The organism is Bradyrhizobium sp. CCBAU 11430 (assembly GCF_028128855.1).
In the GTDB taxonomy this organism is placed as follows: domain Bacteria; phylum Pseudomonadota; class Alphaproteobacteria; order Rhizobiales; family Xanthobacteraceae; genus Bradyrhizobium; species Bradyrhizobium ottawaense.
Genome location: NZ_LBJV01000072.1, coordinates 190,224 through 213,136 on the forward strand (window position 1 = coordinate 190,224; position 22,913 = coordinate 213,136).

Below are 22,913 nucleotides of genomic sequence, written 5' to 3' on the forward strand. Positions count from 1 at the left end.
CGCATCCCCTCACGCGACCTTGGTGAAATCCGGCGGACGGCGCTCGGCAAAGGCCGTAAACGCCTCGCGCGCCTCGGCGGTGCGCAGGCGCTGCGCGAACTGCTCGCCTTCGGCCTGCATCTGCGCGACCAGCGCCTCGCCGTTGCGCATCAGCTTCTTTGTGGCGGTCAGCGCGCCGGCCGGCTGGCGGGCAAGACGCTGCGCCAGCGCAAGCGCCTCGGCATCGAGCTTGTCGAGCGGCACCACCCGGTTGGCGAGGCCCCATTCCAGCGCGGCCTTCGCCGGCACGGTCTCGCCCAGCGCGAACATCTCGTAGGCACGGGCATGGCCGATACGCGCCGGCATCAGCAGGCTCGATGCGGCCTCCGGCACCAATGCGAGGCTGACGAAGGGCGTCGACAATTGCGCGTTGTCGGCGAGCACGACGAGATCGCAATGCAGCAGCATCGTGGTGCCGACGCCGACGGCGCGGCCCTGCACGGCGGCGACCAGCGGCCGGGTGCAGCGGGCCAGCGACTGGATGAAGCGCACGACGTTACGGCTGCCTTCGGACTTGCCGGCTGCGACCGCGGCGAATTCGCCGACGTCGTTGCCGGCGGTGAACATGTCGCCCTCGCCGCGGATCAGGATCACGCGGGCCGACGGATCGAACTCGGCGGATTCGATGGCATCGGCGAGCATGCCGTACATCGCATCGGTCAGCGCGTTCTTCTTGTCGGGGCGCGCCAGCGTGAGGGTGAGAATTCCGCCATTGTTCTCGATCCGGACGTGCTCGGTCATTGCTCTACTCCCTGGATTCGTCTGAAGGTCTTGTTTCGGAAGGTCTTGTTTCTGAAGGTCTTGGAAACTTGTCCTGAATGCTGGTCAGCCAGCGCGCGACGATGTCGATCTCCGCAGCCGTGAATCCGTCCGTCAGCGCGGCGTTGACCTCTGCCGCGCCTGCCTTTGCTTGCGCCAACGCGGTCCGCCCCTTCAGCGTCAGCCAGATGCGCCAGGCGCGGCCGTCCTCGCGATCGGCCCGCCGCTCGATCAATTTCGCCGCCTCCGTGCGGTCGACGAGGCCGGAAATGCCGGCCGGCCCCATGTCGAGCGCTGCGCCCGCCTCGCCCATCAGGACGCCGTCCTGCTTGCCGAGGATGAACAACAGCCCCGCCTGCGCCGGCGTCACCTCGTTCTCCGGCCGCGCCGCCATCCAGCGCTGCAAGCGGCGTTGCGCGACGCTCAGCAGGTAGATCAGTCGATGATGCCGCCCGTCGGTCGGTTTATTTCGCATGCGAAATAGATAGCCGGACGCAAGCTTGTTGTCAAACGGGCCACCTCGTTACGGCGCGCAGGTGAAGCTCGCCGCCTCCGTCACCGCACCCGTCTTGTAGTGCGGCCAGGCCGGCCAGCGGCACAGCGGCAGCGCGCGCAATGTTGCGAATGAGGGCGCCTCGACCTTCTGCTCGGCAACTTCGAGATCGGCGGGCGCCTTGCCCTTCTCGACCCAGTCGACCAGCACGCTCAACATGTCGACGTTCGCCGGTGCGCCGGAGCCGACATGGTCGACGCCGGGTGCGGTGTAGAGCCGCGCGAACTCCGCGGTTTCGCCCTTGCCGAGCTTGCGCTCGACGCTCTCGAAATAGCGGATGCCGGCATAGGGGCTCTGCGCGTAGTCGGCCATGTGCTCGAGCATGATCAGACGGCCGCCGCGGGCGCGGAAGCGGCTGAGATCGGGATCGGTCGAGTCCATCAGGCTCGAGACCTCGAGCAGCCGCGCCTTGTGCTCCTCCACCTTATAGGTGGTGACATCGAGCTTGGGGTCGCGCGCAAAGACATATTGAATGCCGCCGGCGCCGTAGATCCAGGCGATGCCGTTGTTGGGCGCGGGCGGTTGCGCCGGCGGCGCGGTGCCGAGCCACCACGCCACCCAACCGCCGGTCGGACCTATCGCCGGCGTGTCCTCGCCCGACACGCCCCAGCCGGGATAGTCGTCGAGACCGTTGGCGAGCGCGAACGGGAATTTGTAGGTCCCGTACAAGGTATCGATCGCCTTGATCTGCGCATCGGTCAGGCACTGATCGCCGCTCTTTCCGGCCTCACAGCGCAGCGTCTCGACCTTGAATGCCGCCTTGCAGGCGACGGGGTCCTGCACCAGCGCATCGTCGGAGCCGTCGGCCTTGTCACAGGCCGCCCGCACGGCCTCGCCGACGAGCTTGACCTGCGCCGGATTGATCCAGCCCGCCCCCATGGTGACGAGACCCGAGCGCGTGCCGGCGTGCTGCAGGCCGACCCAGTTGATCACGGGCACGCGTGCGAAGATGCCGTCGAAATCGTCGGGGTAGCGCTGCGCCATGGTCAGGCCTTCGCGGCCGCCCTCGGACGAACCCATGAAATACATCTTGTCCGGCTTCTTGCCGTAGGCGCGCTCCATCAGCCCAACGGCCGCATCGCGCACCTTCTTGTAGGCGCGGTGAGCAAAATTCACGAAGGCTTCGTCATTCAGTGCAAAGACCTGCGGCGGCTCGCCTTGCCTGGTCTCGTGGCCCGAATCGGTGCCGTAGGTAACAAAACCGCGCGCCAGCGGCGACGGCTTGTCGAACGGATAGGCCGGCGGCAGCGCAAGGCCGGTGATCAGCACACCGTTGAAACCACCGCCGCCATACTGCAGCGAGCGGCCGTTCCATTCGACGGGAAGGTTGACCTGGAATTTGATCGGCGGGGCCTTGGGATCGGCAGGGTCGATATGGCCGAGCACCTTGCAGAAGCCGGGATTGGCCGGCGTGATGCGCCCGGACGGCGTCGGTCCGCGGTCGGCGACGGCGATCGGCGAGGGCGCCTGCAAGGTCGCGGAATCGATCTTCACGGCATCGGCAGCGCCGACGAGACCCTTGCAGACCGCATCGGCGTCCTCTGCCAGCGTTGCCGCCGACGCCGTGCACGCACCCAGTGTCGCCATCGAGCTTACAAGCAACGCACACAGCTTCGCTTTCTTTCGCGTCATCGTTTCCACCCGGCTTTCTCGATTTGTTGCGTCGACGGCTGGCCGCATTCAATGCAACCTTCGTCCTCCCGTCAATCGCTCACGCCGAGCCGCTCATCAGAATGATCCGAGCGCGCTCCCCAAGGCGATCACGGCCACCAGCGCCAATAGCGACGTCACGATGCCCACCATCACAATGTCGAGATAGCTGTCGCGATGGGTCAGGCCGCAGATCGCGAGCAGGCTGACCACCGCACCGTTGTGCGGCAGGATGTCCAGCGTCCCCGAACCGATCACCGCGACGCGATGCATCAGCGCAAGGTCGATGCCGCTGCGCGCGGCGATCTCGACATAGGTCTGGCCGAGCGCGTCGAGCGCGATCGTCAAGCCGCCGGATGCCGAGCCGGTCAGCGCGGCCAGAATATTGGTCGCAACCGCGAGCGAAACCAACGGGCCACCTTCGATCGCAAGCACCCAGTCTCGCACCGTTTCGAAAGCCGGCAGCGCCGCGATGACCGCGCCGAATCCGACGAGGCTGGCGACGCTGAGCGCCGGCAGAACCGATGCATTGGCACCGGCGTCCATGGTCTGCCGCAGAGAGGGAAGCCGGGCCCAATTGAGAAGGATGGTCGTGACGATGGCAGCGCCCAGGGCGGTGCTGACCGACCACACACCAGCGACCGCCGCCAACGATGTACCGCCGAAGCGCTGCTCGCTCAGATACGAGACATCGAGCCGCGGCAACACCAGCAGCGACATCACGAGATTGACGGCCACGACGACGGCCAGCGGCAGGATGGCACTCACCACCGGAGCCGAAGGTTCACCGCGCCGTCCATGCCGGATCTCGGCCGGATCGAACTCTCGCGCGGTGGTCGCGTATTCGCGGACCAGTTCGTCGTCGACGGCACGTTCGGCCGCACCCTCCATGTCCTCGCCATAGCCTTCCCCCGCACGGCGGGCCGCGGCTTCAGCGCGGCGCAGCCACCACAATCCCGCGCCAGCCATGATCAGGGAGGCGATGATGCCGAGTCCGGGTGCGGCAAACGGCGTCGTTCCGAAGAACGGCATCGGGATCGCGTTCTGGATCGATGGCGTGCCCGGCAAGGCCGACATCGTGAAGGTCGATGTGCCCAGCACGATCGCGGCCGGAATCAATCGCCGCGGAATCGCGGCGGCACGAAACAGCGAGCGGGCCATGGGGACGATCACGAAGAACGCGACGAACAGGCTGACGCCGCCATAGGTGACCATCGCACCGGCGAGCACGACCGCCAGGATCACGCGGCGCTCGCCAAGACGTCTCGCCATGAAGGTGGCAACCGACGCGACCGCCCCGCTGTCGTCCATCAGTTTCCCGAATACGGCGCCAAGCAGGAAGATCGGGAAGAACTGCGCCAGGAATGCAGCAGCATTCACCATGAAGATCTGCGTCAGGTTCGCAAGCAGCGGCTCGCCGCCGAACAGCGCCGCGACGAGCGCGGCGAACGGCGCCAGCAGAAGAACGCTCCAGCCGCGAAAGGCGAATAGGACGAGAAGGCCAAGCCCGACGAGAATGCCGAGAAGCCCCACCTCTCAGCACTCCGACAGCAGGATGTCGAGATCGGCGGTCGAGCGCCGACCGATATCCGGGCCGTGCTCGTCGAGGAAGGTTTCGGCCGCCTGACGTCCTTCGCCGTGCAGCATCGAGACGAACTCCCATTCGGCGTTGAGCTTGGACGAGGCGCCGAACTTCGCCAGCATGTCGCTCTTGACGCGGTGGGTCCGCATCTTCGCCCAGCGCGCGCCCTCGCCGCTTCCCGGGTCGGCCGCCTGACGCAGCAACGCGATCATACGCAACTCCTTCATCAGCGGCGAGTTGAACGAAATCTCGTTCAGCCGATTGAGTATCTCCGCAGCCGTCCGCGGCTCTTCCGGCTTTTCAGTCGGATTGATCTGCACCAGGATGGTGTCGTGCGCGTCGCTTTCGCGAATGAGCGGTGTGATGGTCGGGTTGCCGGCATAGCCGCCATCCCAATACGGTTCGCCGTCGATCTCGATCGCGCGGAACATGGTTGGCAGGCAGGCCGACGCGAGCAACACGTCAACCGTGATCTCCGCGTTGCGGAAGATGCGTCCTCGCCCAGTGCGCACCCGCGTCGCAGTGATGAACAGCTTGATCGGCGAGCGCGCGAGGCGCTCGAAATCGATGCTCTCAGCCAGCACCGCATGCAGCGGATTGTAGCCGGTCGGATTGAGGTCGTAGGGGGAGAGCACCCGCGACATCAGGTCGGTCAGGATGTAGGCCGGCGACGTATCGAGCGTCCAGCGCCCCATCAGCCGGTCGAGCGGCGAGCGCTGGAGCGGGCTGAAGGCCGCCGCCTTCGAAACGCGGCGCCAGTATCGTTCGAGCGCGTCACGCGCACCCTCGGCCCCACCGGCCGTCCACCCATCCGCCAGCACCGCTGCGTTCATCGCGCCCGCAGACGTCCCGGAGATCGCGGCGATCGTAAGCCGCTTCTCTTCCAGCAGGCGATCGAGCACGCCCCAGGTGAAGGCGCCATGCGAACCGCCGCCTTGAAGCGCGAGATCAATCAGTACGCTGTCCGGTTCCATCGCGGCACTCACGCAACTGAAGCTCAATTCGACGCGACTTGTACGTGGGCGTCGAAGTCGATGGCGTAGTTTAGAGAGCCTTGGCGGAGAAATGCAACCGGAACGTGGGCCCCGCGCCGTCTAAAGCGCGATGCGATGAGGATGAATCGTCATCGCGCTTTAGGTCGTTGTTTAAGCATGATCTTTTCGGAAAACCGCTGCGCACTTTTCCGGATCATGCTTTAGTGCTCGAACACCAGCCGCGCGCCGACCGTGCCGTCGAGGGCGCGGATCTGCTGGAGCAGCGCCGCGGAATCCTGCCCCGCCAGATCGGCATCGAGCACGACGTAACCGAGATCGCCGGCGGTCTCCAGATATTGCGCGGCGATGTTGATGTCGCGCTGGAGGAAGACCTCGTTGAGCCGGCGCAGCATGCCGGGCACGTTGCGATGGACATGACTGAAGCGCGCGCCGGAGGGACGCAGATGCAGCTGCACTTCCGGAAAGTTCACCGCGCCCATGGTCGAGCCCGTGATGAAATAGTCGACCAGCTTGCGCGCGACTTCGCCGCCGATGCGCTCCTGCGCCTCTTCGGTCGAACCGCCGATATGCGGGGTGAGGATGACGTTCTCGAGGCCCTGTATGGGGCTTTTGAAGCGATCAGAATTCGACGACGGCTCGACCGGAAACACGTCGACGGCCGCGCCGGCGAGATGACCGTCGCGCAAAGAGCGAGCGAGCGCGTCGAGATCGACCACGGTGCCGCGGCTGTTGTTGATGAGGAACGAGCCGGGTTTCATCGTCCGTAGCTCCTTCTCGCCGATCATGCCCGCGGTTTCCGGCGTCTCCGGCACGTGCAGGCTGACGACGTCGCTCTGCGCCAGCAGCTCCTCCAGCCTCTCGACCGGCTCGGTGTTGCCGTGGCGGAGCTTGTCGGTGCGGTCGAAATAGATCACGCGCATGCCGATGGCTTCGGCCAGCGTCGACAGCTGCGAGCCGATGTTGCCGTAGCCGACGATGCCGAGCGTGCGGCCGCGCACCTCGCGGCTGCCGGTCGCCGATTTATCCCAGCCGCCGTCATGCGCCGACACCGAGCGCGGAAAGATCCGCCGCAGCAGCATCACGATCTCGCCGATCACGAGCTCGGCGACGCTGCGCGTGTTGGAGAACGGCGCGTTGAAGACGGGAATGCCGCGCTTGCGCGCCGCCGCAAGATCGACCTGGTTGGTGCCGACGCTGAAGCAGCCGACCGCGAGAAGCTGGTCGGCGGCCGCGAGCACGTCATCGGTGATCTGGGTGCGCGAGCGGATGCCGAGCAGCGACACGCCCTGGAGCGCGCGCCGCAGATCGTCACCGTCCAGCGCCTTGGTCAGCCGCTCGACATTGGTGAAGCCCGCGCCCTTGAAAAGGTCGACAGCGCTGTCGTTGACGCCTTCGAGCAGCAGGGCCTTGGCACTCCGCTCAGGGCTTTGGCCTGGGGCTGGCATGGTGTCTCCATAGATGATGAGCTTTGTCGCAGCTCATAGACCGCGGACGGTGCGCGGCACAATAGGGGTCGGATACGGGGAGAAAATGGCGGGGAGGTAGACGTTTACAGCGCCGGGCCGCGGCGGCCGTCCTGTCATCCTGAGGTGCGAGACGTGCGGTGCCAAGCACCGCACGGGGAGCTTCGAAGGATGGACGGCCCCGATACAGCCGCGCGGAGGGAGCCGGGCCGTCGCCCTTCGAGGCTCGCCGAAGAGGCGAGCGCCTCAGGGTGACGGATAACACCGTCAAATCACATAAAATCCGTGCGTGCCGTCACGGCGGAGTTGCTCGACCAGCCCATATTCCCAATCGAGATAGGCCTGCATCGCGGCTTGCGCGACGTCGGTGCCTTCATAGGGCCGGCGGTAACGGTGGGCCGGATCGGGCTTGGGCAGCACGCGCGGCGGGCCGATCTCGAGCGCGCCATCATAGCCTCCTTCCAGCACATAAACCTCCCAACCCATCTGGGCGAGCCATGATGCGGTCATATCGGCGCGGACACCCTTGTCGTCGGTCAGGAGAATGCGCGCGCCACGCACGGGCGCGGCCATGTCGGTCTCCTGGACCAGCTGGCCGCCGGGATAATGGCGGAAGCCCGCAAGGTGACCTGCCGCATATTCCTCGGCATCGCGCACGTCGAAACGGTAGAGGGTGCGGTCCGTTTGCGCGACGAGTGCAGCCATCTCGCTTGCGCCGATATGGCGAACACCGGCGCGATAGGCGACGTCGCGCGCATTGGCCGGACCGCCCTCGAACGAGCCGATCGCGCCGCGCCTGTCGGCGCCGTGGCCAAGCGTGTGCCGCGCCAGCGTCCAGCCGATGGTGCCGTTGCGCAGCGCCCGCACCTTGTTGGGCACGCCGGCATTGATCAGCGACTGGGTGCCGATGATCGAGCGGGTACGGCCGGCGCAATTGACGATGATGGTGGTTTCAGGATCGGGCGCGGCCTGCGCCGCCCGCAGCACCAGCTCCGCGCCGGGCACGCTGACCGAGCCCGGAATGTTCATCGTCGCATATTCGTCGAAGCGGCGGACGTCGAGGATGGCGATGTTGGCCTTGTCCGCGATGAGTTTTGCCACCTCGTCGGCGCTGAACGACGGCGTGTGCCGTCGCGCCTCGACCAGTTCGCCGAACGCCTTCGAATAGGAATTGACGTCCTCGAAAACCTCATAGCCCGCTGCACGCCAGGCCTTCAGCCCGCCGTCGAGCGCGCTGATATGGGTATATCCGAGCGCGAAGAGGCGTTCGGCGCCGGCCGCGACCAGCCCCTCGCCGTCATCGAAAAGCACGATCGCCACGTCCTTGCGCGGCAGCCGCACCTCGGCCTCGATCGCGATCCGATCCACGGCCATGTTGGCCGCGAACAGGGGATGCCCCGTCGCAAAGCCTGCCTCGTATCTGAGATCGAGCAGCGCGATTTCTTCGCGCAGCAGCAGTGCGCGGCGGATATCGGCGGGGGTGACGGTCGGAAGCTTCATGGCGCGGACCTTGAGAAGAGGGCCATGAGCTTTTGACCGATTAGAAGCGCGTTGGCTAGCCTCGTCGGCTCACTCGCCGGGAACGAGTCGCCCGAGCGGCTGCTGTGCCGGACGGCGCAGCTTGCGGCGCGACAGATAGAGCAGGATGCCGGTGACCGCGAATAACGGCATCGACATCGCGGCAATCATGAATGCGAGCTTGCCCGGCCAGCCCAGGATCTCGCCGCGATGGATGTCGTAGATGGCCGCGATGCTCTTTTCGCCGAACGTCTTGTCAGCAAAGCGCTCCGCTGAGACCAACTGCCCGGTGACGGCGTCGATGCGGAATTCGTCGCGCGTGGTTTCCAGCAACGAGGCTTTCCCCCACGACCGGATGCGCAACGTCGTACCCTGCGCAGGCAGCGTCAGCAAGACCCTGGAGAATCGGTCGCCCTCCTCACGCTGGAACGTCATCCAGGCCTGATCAAATCCGATTGGCGGCGCCGGTTCGGAGTTGGCCGCACGCGGCAGCTTTGCGGGCATTTTCACTGCCGTGACGTGCGGACGCGCGAGCAGCCAGGTCACGCCGTCCTTGTACCATTCGAATGAGAAATACAGGCCGGTGAGCGTCATCGTCAGATAGACCGGAAGGACCCAGGTGCCGATCACGGTATGCAACGACCGGTGCAGAGCGCGGCCACCGAGCCCAAGATTCGGCTTCAGCCACATCTTCACGCTGCCTGCACGACGCGGCCAGCGCAGCACGAGGCCCGAGACCAGCATGAGGATCAGGCCGAGCGCGACCGTGCCGGTGATCGGACGTCCCCAGCCCTTGCCGTCGCCGGGAATGAGCAGCCAGCGATGCAGCCGGCGCACGGTCGCGAAAAACGCTTCGCCGCGCGGCGAGCCGAGCACACGGGCGTCATAGGGATCGACATAGAGCGAAGTCGGCCGGTCGCCCCGGTGGTCACGGGCAAAGCGGACATGAACCGCCGCAGATGGATCGCTCGACAGTGTGACGGCGGCGACCTTGCCGAGGTCCTGCGAGGCCTTCAGCCGGGCAACCAGCACATCAGGCATCAGCGCCGGCGCCTGACGCGGCGCGACCTGCATGATGCCGGCGTTGAGATGATCGACGATCTCGTCCTCGAAACTCATGATCGCGCCGGTCAGCGCGATCAGGGACACCAGCAGAGCAAGGCCCAGGCCCGCGATGGAATGGACCTGGAACAGGACCGCCTTGATGGTGTGTCCGAGCCGCGCGGCCATGGCTAGAACTTCACTGTGGCCGACAGCGAGACGCGCCGCGCATCGCCGATCGCGACGTTCAGGGCGTTACCGGTGGTGGATGTATAGTAGACCTTGTCGAACAGGTTCTTGACGTTGAACTGATAGGTCACGGGCAGATTATCGACCTTCGTGTCGTAGGTCGCAAAGATGTCCGCGACGGTATAGGCCGGCATGAAGAACGTGTTGGCGGCGTCGCCCGGCCGGTCACCGACATAGCGCGCGCCGCCGCCGAGTCGCAGATGTCCGGCGAGCGCGACACCGAAATCGTAGACGAGATAGAGTGAGGCCGTGTTCATCGCGACATTCAGCAATTTTGCGTTGCCGACGACGGGATCATTGATCAGGCGCGCATCGGTATAGCCGTAACTTCCAATCATGCTCCAGTGGTCGGTCAGCTTGCCGGTCACGTCCAATTCGACGCCGCGCGACCGGGCCGCTCCGGAGGTGCGCGCCGCCGACTTGCCGTTGCCGATGTCATCGAGCACCAGCACGTTCTTCTTTTCGATGTCGTAGACCGCCAGGGTGCCCGACAGCCGCTTGTTGACATCGAACTTCAGCCCGGTCTCCCACTGCGTTCCCTCTTCGGGCGCAATGGTGGAGTCGACGACGAAGCCGGTGGTGAAAGCCGCGATGGTCGAGGTCGGCTTCAGCGACTGCGTATAGCTCACGTAATAGGAGAGCTGGTCGTTCAGCTTGACGATGACGCCGCCGAGCGGCAACACCTTGTCGCCTGCGAGATTGGTGTTCGTGACGAAAACTGGCCGGCCCTTTCCTGCGAGTTGCTCGTATTCCATCCAGCGCACGCCCCCAACCACGGACAGCCAGTTGGTCAGATGGAAGGTGTCCTGAGCAAAGAAGCCGCGGGTGCCGAGCTTGTCGGTCTGCTCGCTGTCGGTTGCCGAAACGGTCGTGCCCGGCACGACCAGCCCGTAGACCGGGTTGTAGAAATTGAAGCTTGGCGTCGCCTGGCGGATCAGATCGTGGCGATCGATCGTGCGATAGAGCGCCTCGCCTCCGAACAGGATCTCGTTGCGGAAGCCGCCGACCCAGACGTCGCCCTGCAGAAACGAGGTGCCGTAACTGGCATTGCTCAGCGAGTTACGGGTGCCATCGTTGCTGCGGGTCTCGACGCCGGTCGCGGCGTTGACGCCTGTGATGCGGAGCTGATTGGCGCTGAAGGTCTCGGTGTTGTAGCTGTAAGCCGCGGTGACCTTCCAATTGTCGTCGAGCTTCTGCTCGACCGAAGCCTGCACCAGGTCGGAGGTGCCCCACATATTGTTGAAGGGCTCGTCGAGACGGCGCGTCGCCGGGATTGCCAGCGGCGCCCCCTTGACGAAGGACGTGCCGCGGTCGAACGGAGTGATGAACTCACGGTGCTCATAGGTGAGCTGAACCGTCGTGGTGTCGCCGTACCAGGCCAGCGACGGGTTCACCAGCATTTCCCTGTGCCGGCCGAAATTACGCCAGTAATCCTCGCTGACGCCGTAGCCGACGAAGCGATAGGCGAGACCGCCGTCGCCGATCGGGCCCGTGATGTCGAGCGTGCCGTCGGCGCCTCTCTTGGACGAGCTATAGGCCGAGCCGAGCAGCGTGATCGAACCGTGCTGATAGAGTTCCGGACGCTTGCTGATGGTGTTGACGATGCCGCCGGGGTCCATGATGCCATAGAGCAGCGAGGCCGGTCCCTTCAGCACCTCGACGCTTTCGACGGCGGCATTGAGGCTGCGGCCCTGCACCAGCGGCATGCCGTTGCGCATGATCGAGCCGTCGCGATTGTCGCCGAAGCCACGGCGGATCACGGCATCCTGGGTGCCGGCAAGCGTGTTGGTCTGGGTGATGCCGCTGATATTGATCAGCGCGTCGTCGATGTTGCGCGGCAGTTGGTCCTTCAACACCTGCTCGGGCACGACGTTGACGGACTGAGAGGTGTCGAGTGGCGAGGCGCCGCTGCGCAGCGTCGTCGCGCTCGGCATCGCGCGGTAGCCGAGCTTTGCGGCCTGCTGCGCGGCGGCTTCCGCAGCCGCGCGCTCCGAGAGCGTCGGTGCGGCGGGCGCGGAGTTACGATTGCGCTGGCGCGCGGCGGCCTGCGTGCGGCGTGACGTCTGATCCGATCCCCGCACCGGCTTCGGCCGCTGCGCCGGCGCCTCCACCGTCACCGGCGGCAGTGCCGATTGCGCCTGCGCGGTCGTCGTGTTGGAGGGGCATTCGGCGAGCAGCACGGCCGCTCCGATGAGAAGACCCGCACGGCTCTTGCCGGCATGAGTTCGATGGCCGCAGATGCGCTGGCCATCCAGATGAGCACGCACGTTCGATTCACTTCCCGGTCAGACGTAGCCTTGAAGCTGGCGCGTCTAACAGCCGCAGCGATTGAAGAGAACCGCAGGCAGAGTTGAATCGCTCTAGTGTTGAATCGTTCTAAGGACGGAGCAGCATCGAACGGCAATCTTCGATTGCCGTCGTGCCGGCCGCGACACGCAGCGCGCGAATTCGCGGCGGCGTATCACGATTTTGTGCGGTCTCAGGCGATGGCAGGAGCCGTCAACTCGTCGAGCTTCCGCTTGAACGCGGGGCCGTCGGACGAGGCGCGGAGCGGCGGGCGCACGCGCTGCCAGGCCGCATCGCCGGTCTGTGCCGACAGGATCGCTTTCAGCGTCGCGGTGAACGAGGGCGTCTTCAGCACGATTTCGATCGCAGCCTGCATGCGCGCCTCGACATCCTTGCCCTCGACCATGCCCTTGACCAGCTCGGGCACGACATTGGCCATGCCGCAGATGGTGCCGGCGCCGCCGGCGGCGATCGCGCGGGTGATATCGGCTTCATTGCCGACGGTGATGGCGAGCTCGGGAGCCGCCGCACGGAATGCCTGGAACTGCTTGAAGTCACCGCTGGAGTCCTTCAGGCCGGCAATCACCTTGCCGTAACGCTTGCGCAGGCTCGCGGCGACGGCGGTGGGGATAGCAACGCCCGACATCTGCGGGATGTGATAGAGATAAGCACGCAGCCGATCGTCGGCGACGCCGTCGATGATCGCGGCAAAGGCATCCTCGATGCCTTCAGGCGCGACGCTGCGGTCGAAGTAAGGCGGCAGCACCAGCACGTGGCGCAGGCCGAGGCCGAGCGCCGCGCGCGAGAGTGCGATACTGTCGGTGATGGCGGGAAAGCCACCACCGATGCCGATGCGTTCCGGCGCAACACCGGCCTTGAGCACGGCTTCGATGGTCGCAACGCGCTCGGTGACATTGAACGAGGTGCCTTCGCCGGTGGTGCCGAACAGCACGACGCCGTCGACACCCTTGCCGAACAGCTGCTTGGCGTGAGCCGCAAGCTTGGCGGCGTCCACGCTGCCGTCGGCCGCCAGCGGCGTCGCCGATGCCACCCAGAACCCGCGAATTGCCTCTGTCATCACACCGCCCTCTCAGCTGCGATCTCGGATCAAGCCTCTGATCTCCCAATGGTCTCCAAGGGGCTTCCGAGCTTGTTTTTGCTTTACTTTCTGTCTTGTACCTTACATACAAGAAAGACGCAAATATTTTCCCCCGTCACGGCTCGCATGGGCGCAGCCAGATTTAGGGAGGTCTCGCATGAACATGGTGACCCCGGTGAAGCGGCCCGACCAATTGCTCGGCGCACTTCGCGACAAGCTTGGCGCAGCCGGCGTCCTGATCGGCACCGACGTGCCGGCGCGCAACTGCAACGACTGGAGCGCCAGCCTGCCGCAGACGCCGCTTGCGGTGATCCGTCCCGTCGATGCGCAAGGCGTGGCCGATGCGATTGCGACCTGCCGGCAGGCGCAGCTGCCGTTCGTGCCGCAGGGCGGGCTGACCGGGCTGTGCCGAGGCGCCTCGCCCGAAGCCGGCTGGGTCGCGATCTCGCTCGAGCGCATGAGCGGCATCGAGGAGATCGACCGCGCTTCCGCGACGATGACGGTGAAGGCGGGCACGCCGCTGGAGACGATCCAGAAGGCGGCGGACGAAGCCGGCTTCTTCTTTCCGCTCGACCTCGGCTCGCGCGGCTCCTGCGCCATCGGCGGCAATCTCTCGACCAATGCCGGCGGCAACCGCGTGATCCGCTACGGCATGACGCGCGAGCTTGTGCTCGGTCTCGAAGTCGTGCTGCCCGACGGCACCATCATCACTGGCCTCAACAAGCTGATGAAGAACAATGCCGGCTACGATCTCAAGCATCTGTTCATCGGCTCGGAAGGCACGCTCGGCATCATCACCCGCGTGGTGCTGCGGCTGTTCCCGAAGCCGCGCTCGACCATGGCCGCGCTCTGCGCGCTGAAGGACTATGCCGCGGTGATCGCGCTGCTCGCTGCGGCGCGCAGCGGGCTCGGGCCGCTGCTGTCGGCGTTCGAGGTGATGTGGCCGGACTATTGGGACGTGATCACGACTCGCGCCGGCGTGAAGCCGCCGGTCGCCGCAGGTCACGGCCTCTACGTGCTGGTCGAGGCGCAAGGCACCGACGAGAGCCTGGACGCGCCGCGCTTCCAGGCCTGGCTCGAAGAGCTGATGGAACGCGGGCTGCTGGCCGATGCCGCGGTGGCGCAATCGCTGGCGCAGACGCAGAGCTTCTGGCGCGTGCGCGACATCTGCGCCGAATTCGGCCAGGTGCTGGGCCCGCACATCTCCTACGACATCGGCCTTGCGGTGGCGCGAATGGACGAGTTCGTCACGCGCTGCAAGGCGGCGCTCGCTTCCGGCATCGAGGGATGCGAGAGCGTCTATTACGGCCATATCGGCGACGGCAATCTGCACCTGGTCTCATGGGTCACCGGCCTCTCCGTCGAGCAGCAGCCGAAGGAAGAGATGGACACGATCATCTACGGTCTCGTTCGCGAGATGGGCGGCAGCATCTCGGCCGAGCACGGCATCGGCACGCTGAAGAAGAAATGGCTGGGCCATGCCAGGAGCGAGGCCGAGATCGCGCTGATGCGGACGCTGAAAGCGGCGCTCGATCCCGATCATCTGCTCAATCCCGGCAAGGTGGTCTGAGAAACGCAAATGCGCTCGCTCAAGCTCGATACGCCGAAATCGCTGTCGCAGCGGGTGATGCAGCGGCTGCGGCAGGCAATTATCGACGGCGAGTTCGCGCTCGGCGCTGCCATCTCCGAGGAGATGGTGGCCAATTCCTTCGGCGTCAGCCGCACGCCGGTGCGCGAGGCGATGGGCCAGCTGCAGGCGCAGGGCCTCGTGGTGATCCGCCCGCAGGTCGGCAGCTTTGTCTTCACGCCGAGCGCGGACGACATCAACGCGCTCTGCACCTTCCGGATCGCACTCGAACCCAAGGCCGCCGAGCTCGCCTATCGTTGCGATCGCGACGGTGCAATCGCCGCAATGAGCGAGGCGATCGCGGCGATGGAGCCGGCGGTCGCGGCAAAGGACAACATCGCCTATGGCCGCGCCGATGCAGCATTTCACGAGGCGCTGTTCACTCATTGCGGCAATCGCTACCTCGCCGAATCCTATCAGCTGGTCTCCGGCCGCGTCGCGGCGCTCCGCACCAATCTGACCTCACCGATCGACGTGCGGACCCGCACGTCGTTCGACGAGCATCGCAGGCTGCTCGATTTGTTCGCGCGCAGCGAGTTCGCCGCCTTCCAAGAATTGATGACCACGCATATCACCAATTCGGGCGTGGTCTACGCCAGGGCGTTGAAGGTGGACTCGCTGAAGGTGGAATGAGCGCTTCTAGCGCCCTTCCCTCGGTCCCGGCCTGTCCAGAAAATCCAGCGCGGTATTGATCTGCTCGAGCTGGTGCTCGATCCTGTCGCGGTCCTCGACCGATGGCACCTTTTCGAGCTGCTCCACGAGCTTCTGCTTTCGCAACAGCAGGTTCTCTATGACTGTACTCACAGCTCCCCCATCGCCAGAGGCGAACATCGCGAGCGCGCGCGAGGCGGGCTCGCGGCAACCCTCCATCAGAATGTTCGCGAAGGCGGATGGTTCCTGCGGGTGAACCCGGACGCATGCGGATGGAACTAGCGGCGCAAACTGGCCCAGACGCCACCCAAAATCAGCAAACCGCCGAGAAGATGGATCAGCTGCGGCGGTTCGCCGAGGATGGCGAAAGACAGCAGCGCGCTGGCGATCGGCCCGAGATAGAGCACGAGCGAGGTCCGCACCGAGCCGAACTTGCCGCCGAGCCAGGCAAAGCCGGCATAGGCGAGCAGGCCGGGAACGATCCCGGCGAAGACATAGGCCGACAGCGCCTTGGTGCTGAAGACCACCCCCGGCGTCGCCCACATCTCCATGGCCGCGAGCGGCAGCGAGAACAGGGCGCCGGCGCCCGAGAACAGGCTGATGCGTGCCAGCAGCGACGCCTTTGGCGCGGCGCGCGATTGCAGCAGCGTGTAGCCGGACCAACCGAGCATCGCGATCACGACGAGGCCGTCGCCCGCTGCAGTCTGAAGTTCGATCAGTGTCTGGGGATGGCCGCCGGAGATGATGAGCAGCGCGCCGGCGAGCGCCAGCGCCGTGCCGAGCCATTGCAAGGGGCCGACATGCTCCATGCCGCGCAGGGCCGAGATCAGCAGCACCGTGATCGGCGACAGCGCCATGATCAGCGCGATGTGGATCGCCGTCGTCGAGACGCCCGCGGCGTAGACCGGACCGCCGCACAGGAACATGCCCATGAAGCCGGCGGCGAGGATCGACCAGATGTTCCCGGCCAGCGGCACGCGGCCATCGAGAATCTCCTTGAGCGCGATCGGCGCGAGCCCGATTGCGACGATGCTCCAGCGGAAGAAGGCGAGCGCGAAGGGCGGGACGGAGCCGGCCAGTCCGCGCGCCAGAATCTGATTGGAGGCCTGCGCGGTCGCCACCAGGATGAAGCCGACCAGCGCAATCACGCCGAGCCAGACATTCGTGGACGGCGATACGCCGGTCACCGCATCATGACCGCCGTCAAGAGGTTTCCTTGCCCGTTTCCTTGCCCATGGATCAATCGGATATCCGATGACGGCCGCGGTGAGAACCCCGACGACGGCTCACTGGCATGCATATGCGGCACGCGCAGCATTCCGGGAGGCGCGGCGATGCTCGCGAGCAGCACCGGCACGACAGGGGTGCGGCTGAGCGAGACCGAGAACACCGCCAGCAGCGCGCACAGCATGCAGAGCCTCATCCGCACCGTCCGGCGATCGGTGATCGGCAGAAAGAGGAAGAACAACATCGCCAGGATCAGCAGCGCATCGACCAGAAACATGGGGCTCTCCTTCAAGACTGGAGAGAGCATGACGCGACGGCACCGGTCGGTATGTGGAGGGCGTCACACCCCCATGGCTGACGCGGGTCACGCTGGGAGAGGACGAAGCGGCACGCGCTCGTGACCCGTTAACGCGCCCGGACTGCGGCCCGGGAACCTCGATCTTTCACGCGTCCGTCGGTTGTATTCAGGAGCGTGGAGTCCTATGCGTAGGCGCCATGGACACCCAGATGATCACCGCCGCAAAGCCGCTGATGGCCAAGGCGCAGCCGCGCAAGCCGGCACCGTTCCTCCCGATGAGCCGCGCCGAGATGGATGCGCTCGGCTGGGACGCCTGCGACATCGTGCTGGTGACCGGGGACGCCTATGTCGACCATCCGAGCTTCGGCATGGCCATCATCGGACGGCTACTGGAAGCGCAAGGCTTCCGGGTCGGCATCATCTCGCAGCCGGACTGGCATTCGGCCGAGCCGTTCAGGGTATTAGGCAAGCCAAAAGTGTTCTTCGGCGTCACCGGCGGCAACATGGATTCCATGGTGAACCGCTACACCGCCGACCGCCGCCTGCGCAGCGACGACGCCTACACGGCGGGCGGCGAAGGCGGCAAGCGGCCGGACCGCTGCACCGTCGTCTATGCGCAACGCTGCCGCGAGGCGTTCAAGGACGTGCCGATCGTGCTCGGCGGCATCGAGGCCTCGCTGCGCCGGATCGCGCATTACGATTACTGGTCGGACAAGGTGCGTCGCTCGGTGCTGGCCGACGCCAAAGCCGATCTCCTGCTGTACGGCAATGCCGAGCGGGCGGTGGTCGAGGTGGCGCAGCGGCTCGCGGCCGGCGAGGCGCCGCGCGCGCTCGACGACATCAGGGGCGTCGCGCTGTTCCGCAAGGTGCCCGAGGACTACACCGAGCTGCACGCCGACGATCTCGATTCCGCCGACGAGGGCGCGACGCGCCAGAAGGGTGCGACCGTGATCCGGCTGCCGGCGCTCGAGCAGGTCGAACAGGACAAGGAAGCCTATGCCCGCGCATCGCGCGTGCTGCACCGGGAGAGCAATCCCGGCAATGCGCGGCCGCTGGTGCAGCGTCACGGCGATCGCGACCTCTGGCTCAACCCGCCGCCGATCCCGCTGACCAGCGAAGAGATGGACGCGGTCTACGACCTCCCCTACGCGCGCGCGCCGCATCCGTCCTACGGCGAAGCAAAAATCCCCGCCTGGGACATGATCAAGTTCTCGGTGACGATCATGCGCGGCTGCTTTGGCGGCTGCACCTTCTGCTCCATCACCGAGCACGAAGGCCGCATCATCCAGAACCGCTCGGAAGGCTCGATCCTGCGCGAGATCGAAAAGATCCGCGACAAGACCCCGGGCTTCACCGGCGTGATCTCCGACATCGGCGGCCCCACCGCCAACATGTACCGGATGGCCTGCAAGGACCCGAAGGTCGAAGCGGCGTGCCGGCGGCCGTCCTGCGTCTTCCCCGAGATCTGCCCGAACCTCAACACCTCGCATGACGACCTGATCCGGCTCTATCGCAAGGTGCGCGAGACCAAGGGCATCAAGAAGGTGATGGTCGCATCCGGCGTGCGCTACGACCTTGCGGTCGAGAGCCCGGAATACATCAAGGAGCTCGTCACCCATCACGTCGGCGGCTACTTGAAGATCGCCCCCGAGCATACCGAGCGCGGTCCGCTCGACAAGATGATGAAGCCGGGCATCGGCGCCTACAACAAGTTCAAGCGGATGTTCGACGAAGCGGCCGAACGGGCCGGCAAGAAATATTACCTGATCCCCTATTTCATCGCGGCGCATCCGGGCACGACCGACGAGGACATGATGAACCTCGCGCTGTGGCTCAAGAAGAACCGCTATCGCGCCGATCAGGTGCAGACCTTCCTGCCCTCGCCGATGGCGACCGCGACCGCGATGTACCACACCGGCGTCAACCCGCTGCGCGGCGTCCGCCACGGCGGCAGCGACAAGGTCGAGGCGATCAAGGGCCTGCGCCAGCGCCGCCTGCACAAGGCCTTCCTGCGCTACCACGATCCCGACAATTGGCCGGTGCTGCGCGAGGCCTTGATCGAGATGGGCCGCCGCGATCTGATCGGCTCGCAGCCGCACCAGCTCGTCCCCGCGCACCAGCCGCCCGGCACCGGCAAGGCCGCCGGCACGCGGCGCCCGGTCCGGCCGGGCGAGAAGACGCAGCGCTTCACGACCAAGGGTCTGCGGGTGATGAAGTAGCGGGCGCCGCTCGCCTGCTACAGCGCGAGCACCACTGCCCCTGACACGGCATCAGTCACACCGCGTCCGTTGCCCTGGTCTTCGAGCACCGACCTGAAACTGTCGAGGGTCTTGATCATGGCCGATCGTGCCGCGACCATTGCCTCCTGGCTGGCCCAGGTGCCGATCAGGCAGAAGGTCCGCTCGCCGGTCTTGATGATGACGCCGTGCTCCAGGCCAGGCCATTTCGCCTTGCCGTTCCGGTGCGCGTCGAGGAAGGCGGCTTCCTCACCCGGCTTCACCTTGAACCTGACTACATTATAGACGTGCATGATGCGCCTCCCAAAAATGGACTGATGAAAAACGGCGCCGCGCGAGGGACAGGACGAAAATTCCATACGGTCGCCCGGGCCAGATGGTGCTCCTCGCACGCAGGGGCGTCACCGTGACAAATCGGCATGGCGACCTCGGTTGTTTGGGACTGCCAGAACAAAAATGTCGAAAACAACCCCATGCACAGTAGACGGCATGAGCGGGATCAATGGCTTAGGAGACGTGCAAACGCTCGATGTGCGGAGCAAGGACAGGTTGCTCCGTCGGGCAAAACAGGGGCATGGCGGGATCATCGGGGAGCTACGTGCGTCGGCGTCAGCAGAGTCGCTTGACCTTTTCGTCATCACGTAACATATAAAGTTACATGAAACGAGATTCCCGACTCTCCGGCGTGCTGCACGTTCTCCTCCACATGGCGCAGCAGCCCGGTCCCTTCACGTCCGAAACTCTGGCGAAGGCCATGGACACCAACCCGGTGGTGATCCGCCGCACCATGGCGGGCCTGCGGGAGATCGGTTACGTGCGCTCCGAGAAGGGGCATGGCGGCGGCTGGACGATCGTCTGCGACCTGTCGAAGGTGACGCTGCGCGACGTCTATGCCGCGCTCGGCAATCCCCCGCTTCTGGCGATGGGCAACCGGACCGAGGCGCCCGGCTGCCTGGTCGAGCAGGCCGTCAATGCCGCGCTCGATCAGGCCTTTGACGATGCCGAGGCGCTGCTGCTGGCGCGGCTCGGCGAGGTGACGCTGGCGATGCTGGGCGAGGACCTGCGCAAGCGGATCGGGTCTCGAAAGATCCACGACATCAGCGCGCATCGCGCCTGAACGGCTCCATTCACGGGGACAACATCATGACCGACATTCAAGCCGCATTCTCCGATCCGCAATTCGTGGCGAGATACACGGAGGGGCCGCGGCGCTTCGTGCCGGGCTATGACGCCATGCAGTCCATGACGGCGATTCTGCTCGCCGAAAGCGTCCCCAGCGATGGGCAGGTGCTCGTCCTCGGCGCGGGTGGCGGCCTGGAGTTGAAAGCGTTTGCGCAAGCGCATCCCGGTTGGCGCTTCGACGGCGTCGATCCGTCCGCGGCGATGCTGGCGCTGGCCGGGCAAACCCTGGGATCGCTCGCACCCCGTGCGCGCCTTCATCAAGGCTATATCGACGATGCCCCGGAGGGACCGTTCGACGGTGCCACCTGCCTGCTGACCCTGCACTTCGTCGATGTCGCCGAGCGGCGCCGCATCGCCTCGGAGATCCGCCGCCGGCTCAAGCCGCGCGCGCCGTTCGTGGTCGCGCATTTGAGCGCGCCCGACGGCGAGCAGGAGCGCCCGCTGTGGCTGTCGCGCTACTCCGCGTTCCTGGCTGCGTCCGGCGTCGAGCCCGAGCAGGCGGCGGCCGCGCGGAACGCCGTCACCAACCATCTGGAGATTCTCGCCCCCGCGCAGGATGAGGTGATCTTGCGCGAGGCAGGCTTCTCGGACCCAACCCTGTTCTATACCGGCTTCGCCTTCCGCGGCTGGGTCGCCTACGCGTGAGGTCGCAATTCGTCGTTCGGCACCACGGGATGCTTCAACCGCGCTTGGCTCTCGATACGTAACCGGCGGTGACCTCATCTTTGTGGCTGGCGAACGCAGCCAGCACTTCGGTCTTCTCGCGCTTCGGGACCTTGGCGAAGTCAAGTGTCCGCCCGAGTTCAGCAGCGACCTCGTCGAATTCCGCCGGGGAGATCCGCAAGGCCCGGTGCGCCTCCTCAAGGCCAAGGGGCGTCGTCCCCGGCCTGGTGGCCTTGAACTGGAACGGCCCACCCGAAACGTCACAGACCCAAAGTGTTCGCATGAACTTGAGACCAGGCAAGCGTTTCAGATTTTTGGTGTGCCATTCCCTCAACTGCGGATTTTTTGACTTCTGACCGACGACGGCGTTCTTTACGACAGCGTCGCTGAAGTGATCCACGACCGCTGCAATGGCGAAGACGCCGCCAAGTCGTTCATACAGGCTTTGATCCGGAGTGGTTTGCTGGGCCTGCGCACGCGCTTGATTGGCTCCAGCCAAAGCGACGGGGGCGGCTGTCAGCGCCAGTCCTGCGACCACACTTCGTCTGCTGATGGAAGTCGAACGAGGCCTTGCCATGGGTACCTCCTTACATCGGTTTCCTGAGGCATTGCAGCCAACATCCCGCGCAACTGCCGCCGTGCGCGCGTTGCCGTCCGGAGGCGCTGCCGGTGATTGCGGCGCTCCCGTTGGATGGGTCGGAACGGAAATGGTTCCCGGAAATTTTGAGCTAGACGCAGACCCATGCGCACCAAACTGCGAAGAACTTGGTATGAGCAAATCTAGTCCGCCATGCCCCTGAGAGCTGACGTCGAGCCAAGCGTCGAACGCGGACGAAAAGGGCCAGGAGCAGACTCATGCACCGCAGCGAACGGCATCTCTATTCGATGACGTGGTCGGCGCGAACGAGCAACGAGGGCGGCACGGTGAGGCCGAGCGCCTTTGCCGTCTTCAAGTTGATCACCAGCGCGAATTTGGTCGGCTGTTCTACCGGCAGATCGGCGGGCTTGGCGCCTCTGAGGATTTTATCGACATATCCGGTTGCACGGCGGTACAGATCGACAAAGTCGGGGCCGTAGACGATCAACCCCCCGAGGTCGGCGCATCGTCGGAACAAGTAGCTTGTCGGCAGATGATACTTCGCGGCGAGCGCGACCACTCGGGGAGCTTGGAAAAAGGTCAGACTGTCACCCATATCCAGCACGGCGTCGGCATGTTGGGCGGCGGCCGACGCAAATCCAACGTCAAGTTCGTCGGGCGCCGTAGCCTCAACTGTCAGCAAAGTGACACCGAGCCTCTGGGCGGTGCGAGCCAAAAATTCTCCGAAGTTAAGTCTGTGCATCGGGTTGTTCGGGTTGATCAAGATAGCAATTTTCGAGGCACTGGGGACGAGCTCGCGGAGGATTTCGAGGCGTTTCGCGCCGAAGTCATCGGGAACCATGGTCGCAACACCCGTGATGTTGCCGCCTGGTCGCGCAAGGCTTTGCACGAGGCCCAGCCCCAGGGGATCGGCGACAGCCACGAAAACAATCGGAATGGTGGAGGTTACTGATTTCAGGACTTGCACTGCCAGCGGCCCAGGGGCGACGAGCACATCGGGAGTTAAGCCGACCAGCTCGGCGGCTAAAGCTGGCAAACGATCCGGGGCGTAACGATATTCTACAAGCAGGTTCTTGCCCTCGATCCAACCCTTCTCCCGCAACCCGCTGAGCCATGCGGCGTGAATGGGGTCGCGAGTCGGATCATCCGCCCAGAGGCCAAGGAAACCCATCCGCCGAGGCTTCCCTTGCGCGTGC

Annotated in this window: 21 protein-coding genes; 5 read left to right on the top strand and 16 right to left on the bottom strand. The window is 65.3% G+C overall.

Annotation, left to right across the window (positions count from 1 at the left end; translation table 11 throughout):
- Window positions 1-9: 9 nt before the first annotated feature.
- The 10 genes from XI04_RS33885 to XI04_RS33930 all read right to left on the bottom strand — a co-directional run bounded on the left by XI04_RS33885 (window position 10) and on the right by XI04_RS33930 (window position 13,213).
- Window positions 10-780, bottom strand: coding sequence for an enoyl-CoA hydratase (locus tag XI04_RS33885; protein WP_152102293.1), 771 nt, complete (start codon window positions 778-780; stop codon window positions 10-12).
- Between the two features lie 4 nt (window positions 781-784).
- Complete coding sequence (locus tag XI04_RS33890; protein ID WP_271610209.1) at window positions 785-1,273, bottom strand: MarR family winged helix-turn-helix transcriptional regulator; 489 nt, start codon at window positions 1,271-1,273, stop codon at window positions 785-787.
- Window positions 1,274-1,321: 48 nt separating this feature from the next.
- Complete coding sequence (locus XI04_RS33895; RefSeq protein WP_271610210.1) at window positions 1,322-2,983, bottom strand: tannase/feruloyl esterase family alpha/beta hydrolase; 1,662 nt, start codon at window positions 2,981-2,983, stop codon at window positions 1,322-1,324.
- A 96-nt stretch (window positions 2,984-3,079) separates the two neighbouring features.
- Complete coding sequence (locus tag XI04_RS33900) at window positions 3,080-4,534, bottom strand: GntP family permease (protein ID WP_271610211.1); 1,455 nt, start codon at window positions 4,532-4,534, stop codon at window positions 3,080-3,082.
- Between the two features lie 3 nt (window positions 4,535-4,537).
- Complete coding sequence (locus XI04_RS33905; RefSeq protein WP_028140786.1) at window positions 4,538-5,557, bottom strand: patatin-like phospholipase family protein; 1,020 nt, start codon at window positions 5,555-5,557, stop codon at window positions 4,538-4,540.
- A gap of 221 nt (window positions 5,558-5,778) precedes the next feature.
- On the bottom strand, window positions 5,779-7,023 hold the full coding sequence (gene serA, locus XI04_RS33910) for a phosphoglycerate dehydrogenase (protein WP_271610212.1): 1,245 nt from the start codon (window positions 7,021-7,023) through the stop codon (window positions 5,779-5,781).
- A gap of 285 nt (window positions 7,024-7,308) precedes the next feature.
- The gene (locus XI04_RS33915; RefSeq protein ID WP_271610213.1) at window positions 7,309-8,541 is read right to left on the bottom strand and encodes a rhodanese-like domain-containing protein; all 1,233 of its coding nucleotides are present in this window, start codon (window positions 8,539-8,541) and stop codon (window positions 7,309-7,311) included.
- Window positions 8,542-8,610: 69 nt separating this feature from the next.
- Window positions 8,611-9,789, bottom strand: coding sequence for a PepSY-associated TM helix domain-containing protein (locus tag XI04_RS33920; RefSeq protein WP_271611427.1), 1,179 nt, complete (start codon window positions 9,787-9,789; stop codon window positions 8,611-8,613).
- 2 nt (window positions 9,790-9,791) lie between these two features.
- Complete coding sequence (locus XI04_RS33925; protein ID WP_271610214.1) at window positions 9,792-12,116, bottom strand: TonB-dependent siderophore receptor; 2,325 nt, start codon at window positions 12,114-12,116, stop codon at window positions 9,792-9,794.
- A 212-nt stretch (window positions 12,117-12,328) separates the two neighbouring features.
- Window positions 12,329-13,213, bottom strand: coding sequence for a dihydrodipicolinate synthase family protein (locus XI04_RS33930; RefSeq protein WP_271610215.1), 885 nt, complete (start codon window positions 13,211-13,213; stop codon window positions 12,329-12,331).
- Window positions 13,214-13,391: 178 nt separating this feature from the next.
- Here XI04_RS33930 and XI04_RS33935 point away from each other — a divergent pair, with 178 nt between their 5' ends.
- Window positions 13,392-14,804 carry an FAD-binding oxidoreductase gene (locus XI04_RS33935; RefSeq protein WP_271610216.1) on the top strand — a complete coding sequence of 471 codons (1,413 nt, stop codon included), beginning with the start codon at window positions 13,392-13,394 and terminating at the stop codon, window positions 14,802-14,804.
- A 9-nt stretch (window positions 14,805-14,813) separates the two neighbouring features.
- A complete protein-coding gene (locus tag XI04_RS33940; RefSeq protein ID WP_271610217.1) occupies window positions 14,814-15,494 on the top strand; it encodes a GntR family transcriptional regulator in 681 nt (226 codons plus the stop codon).
- Window positions 15,495-15,500: 6 nt separating this feature from the next.
- Here the strand turns inward: XI04_RS33940 and XI04_RS33945 are convergent, their stop codons facing one another.
- The 3 genes from XI04_RS33945 to XI04_RS33955 form a co-directional block, all read right to left on the bottom strand.
- Window positions 15,501-15,665 carry a hypothetical protein gene (locus XI04_RS33945; protein ID WP_162832268.1) on the bottom strand — a complete coding sequence of 55 codons (165 nt, stop codon included), beginning with the start codon at window positions 15,663-15,665 and terminating at the stop codon, window positions 15,501-15,503.
- A 125-nt stretch (window positions 15,666-15,790) separates the two neighbouring features.
- The gene (locus XI04_RS33950) at window positions 15,791-16,699 is read right to left on the bottom strand and encodes a DMT family transporter (RefSeq protein WP_049801945.1); all 909 of its coding nucleotides are present in this window, start codon (window positions 16,697-16,699) and stop codon (window positions 15,791-15,793) included.
- Complete coding sequence (locus XI04_RS33955) at window positions 16,696-17,016, bottom strand: hypothetical protein (RefSeq protein ID WP_271610218.1); 321 nt, start codon at window positions 17,014-17,016, stop codon at window positions 16,696-16,698. Before XI04_RS33955 ends, XI04_RS33950 begins: the two co-directional genes overlap by 4 nt.
- 218 nt (window positions 17,017-17,234) lie before the next feature.
- On the opposite strand from XI04_RS33955, the gene XI04_RS33960 reads away from it, so the two are divergent.
- On the top strand, window positions 17,235-19,256 hold the full coding sequence (locus tag XI04_RS33960; RefSeq protein WP_271610219.1) for a YgiQ family radical SAM protein: 2,022 nt from the start codon (window positions 17,235-17,237) through the stop codon (window positions 19,254-19,256).
- A 17-nt stretch (window positions 19,257-19,273) separates the two neighbouring features.
- Here the strand turns inward: XI04_RS33960 and XI04_RS33965 are convergent, their stop codons facing one another.
- A complete protein-coding gene (locus XI04_RS33965; RefSeq protein WP_028140797.1) occupies window positions 19,274-19,567 on the bottom strand; it encodes a hypothetical protein in 294 nt (97 codons plus the stop codon).
- 365 nt (window positions 19,568-19,932) lie between these two features.
- On the opposite strand from XI04_RS33965, the gene XI04_RS33970 reads away from it, so the two are divergent.
- Window positions 19,933-20,391 carry an Rrf2 family transcriptional regulator gene (locus tag XI04_RS33970; protein ID WP_271610220.1) on the top strand — a complete coding sequence of 153 codons (459 nt, stop codon included), beginning with the start codon at window positions 19,933-19,935 and terminating at the stop codon, window positions 20,389-20,391.
- A gap of 26 nt (window positions 20,392-20,417) precedes the next feature.
- Entirely contained in the window at window positions 20,418-21,101 is a 684-nt protein-coding gene (locus XI04_RS33975; RefSeq protein WP_271610221.1) for a class I SAM-dependent methyltransferase, read from the top strand.
- Between the two features lie 34 nt (window positions 21,102-21,135).
- Here XI04_RS33975 and XI04_RS33980 read toward each other — a convergent pair whose 3' ends face one another.
- Both XI04_RS33980 and XI04_RS33985 read right to left on the bottom strand, forming a co-directional pair.
- Window positions 21,136-21,696, bottom strand: a complete 561-nt coding sequence (locus tag XI04_RS33980; protein WP_038947372.1) for a group I truncated hemoglobin — start codon at window positions 21,694-21,696, stop codon at window positions 21,136-21,138.
- 301 nt (window positions 21,697-21,997) lie between these two features.
- Window positions 21,998-22,888: an ABC transporter substrate-binding protein gene (locus XI04_RS33985; RefSeq protein WP_244439211.1), complete on the bottom strand. Its 891-nt coding sequence runs from the start codon at window positions 22,886-22,888 to the stop codon at window positions 21,998-22,000.
- Window positions 22,889-22,913: the final 25 nt, after the last annotated feature.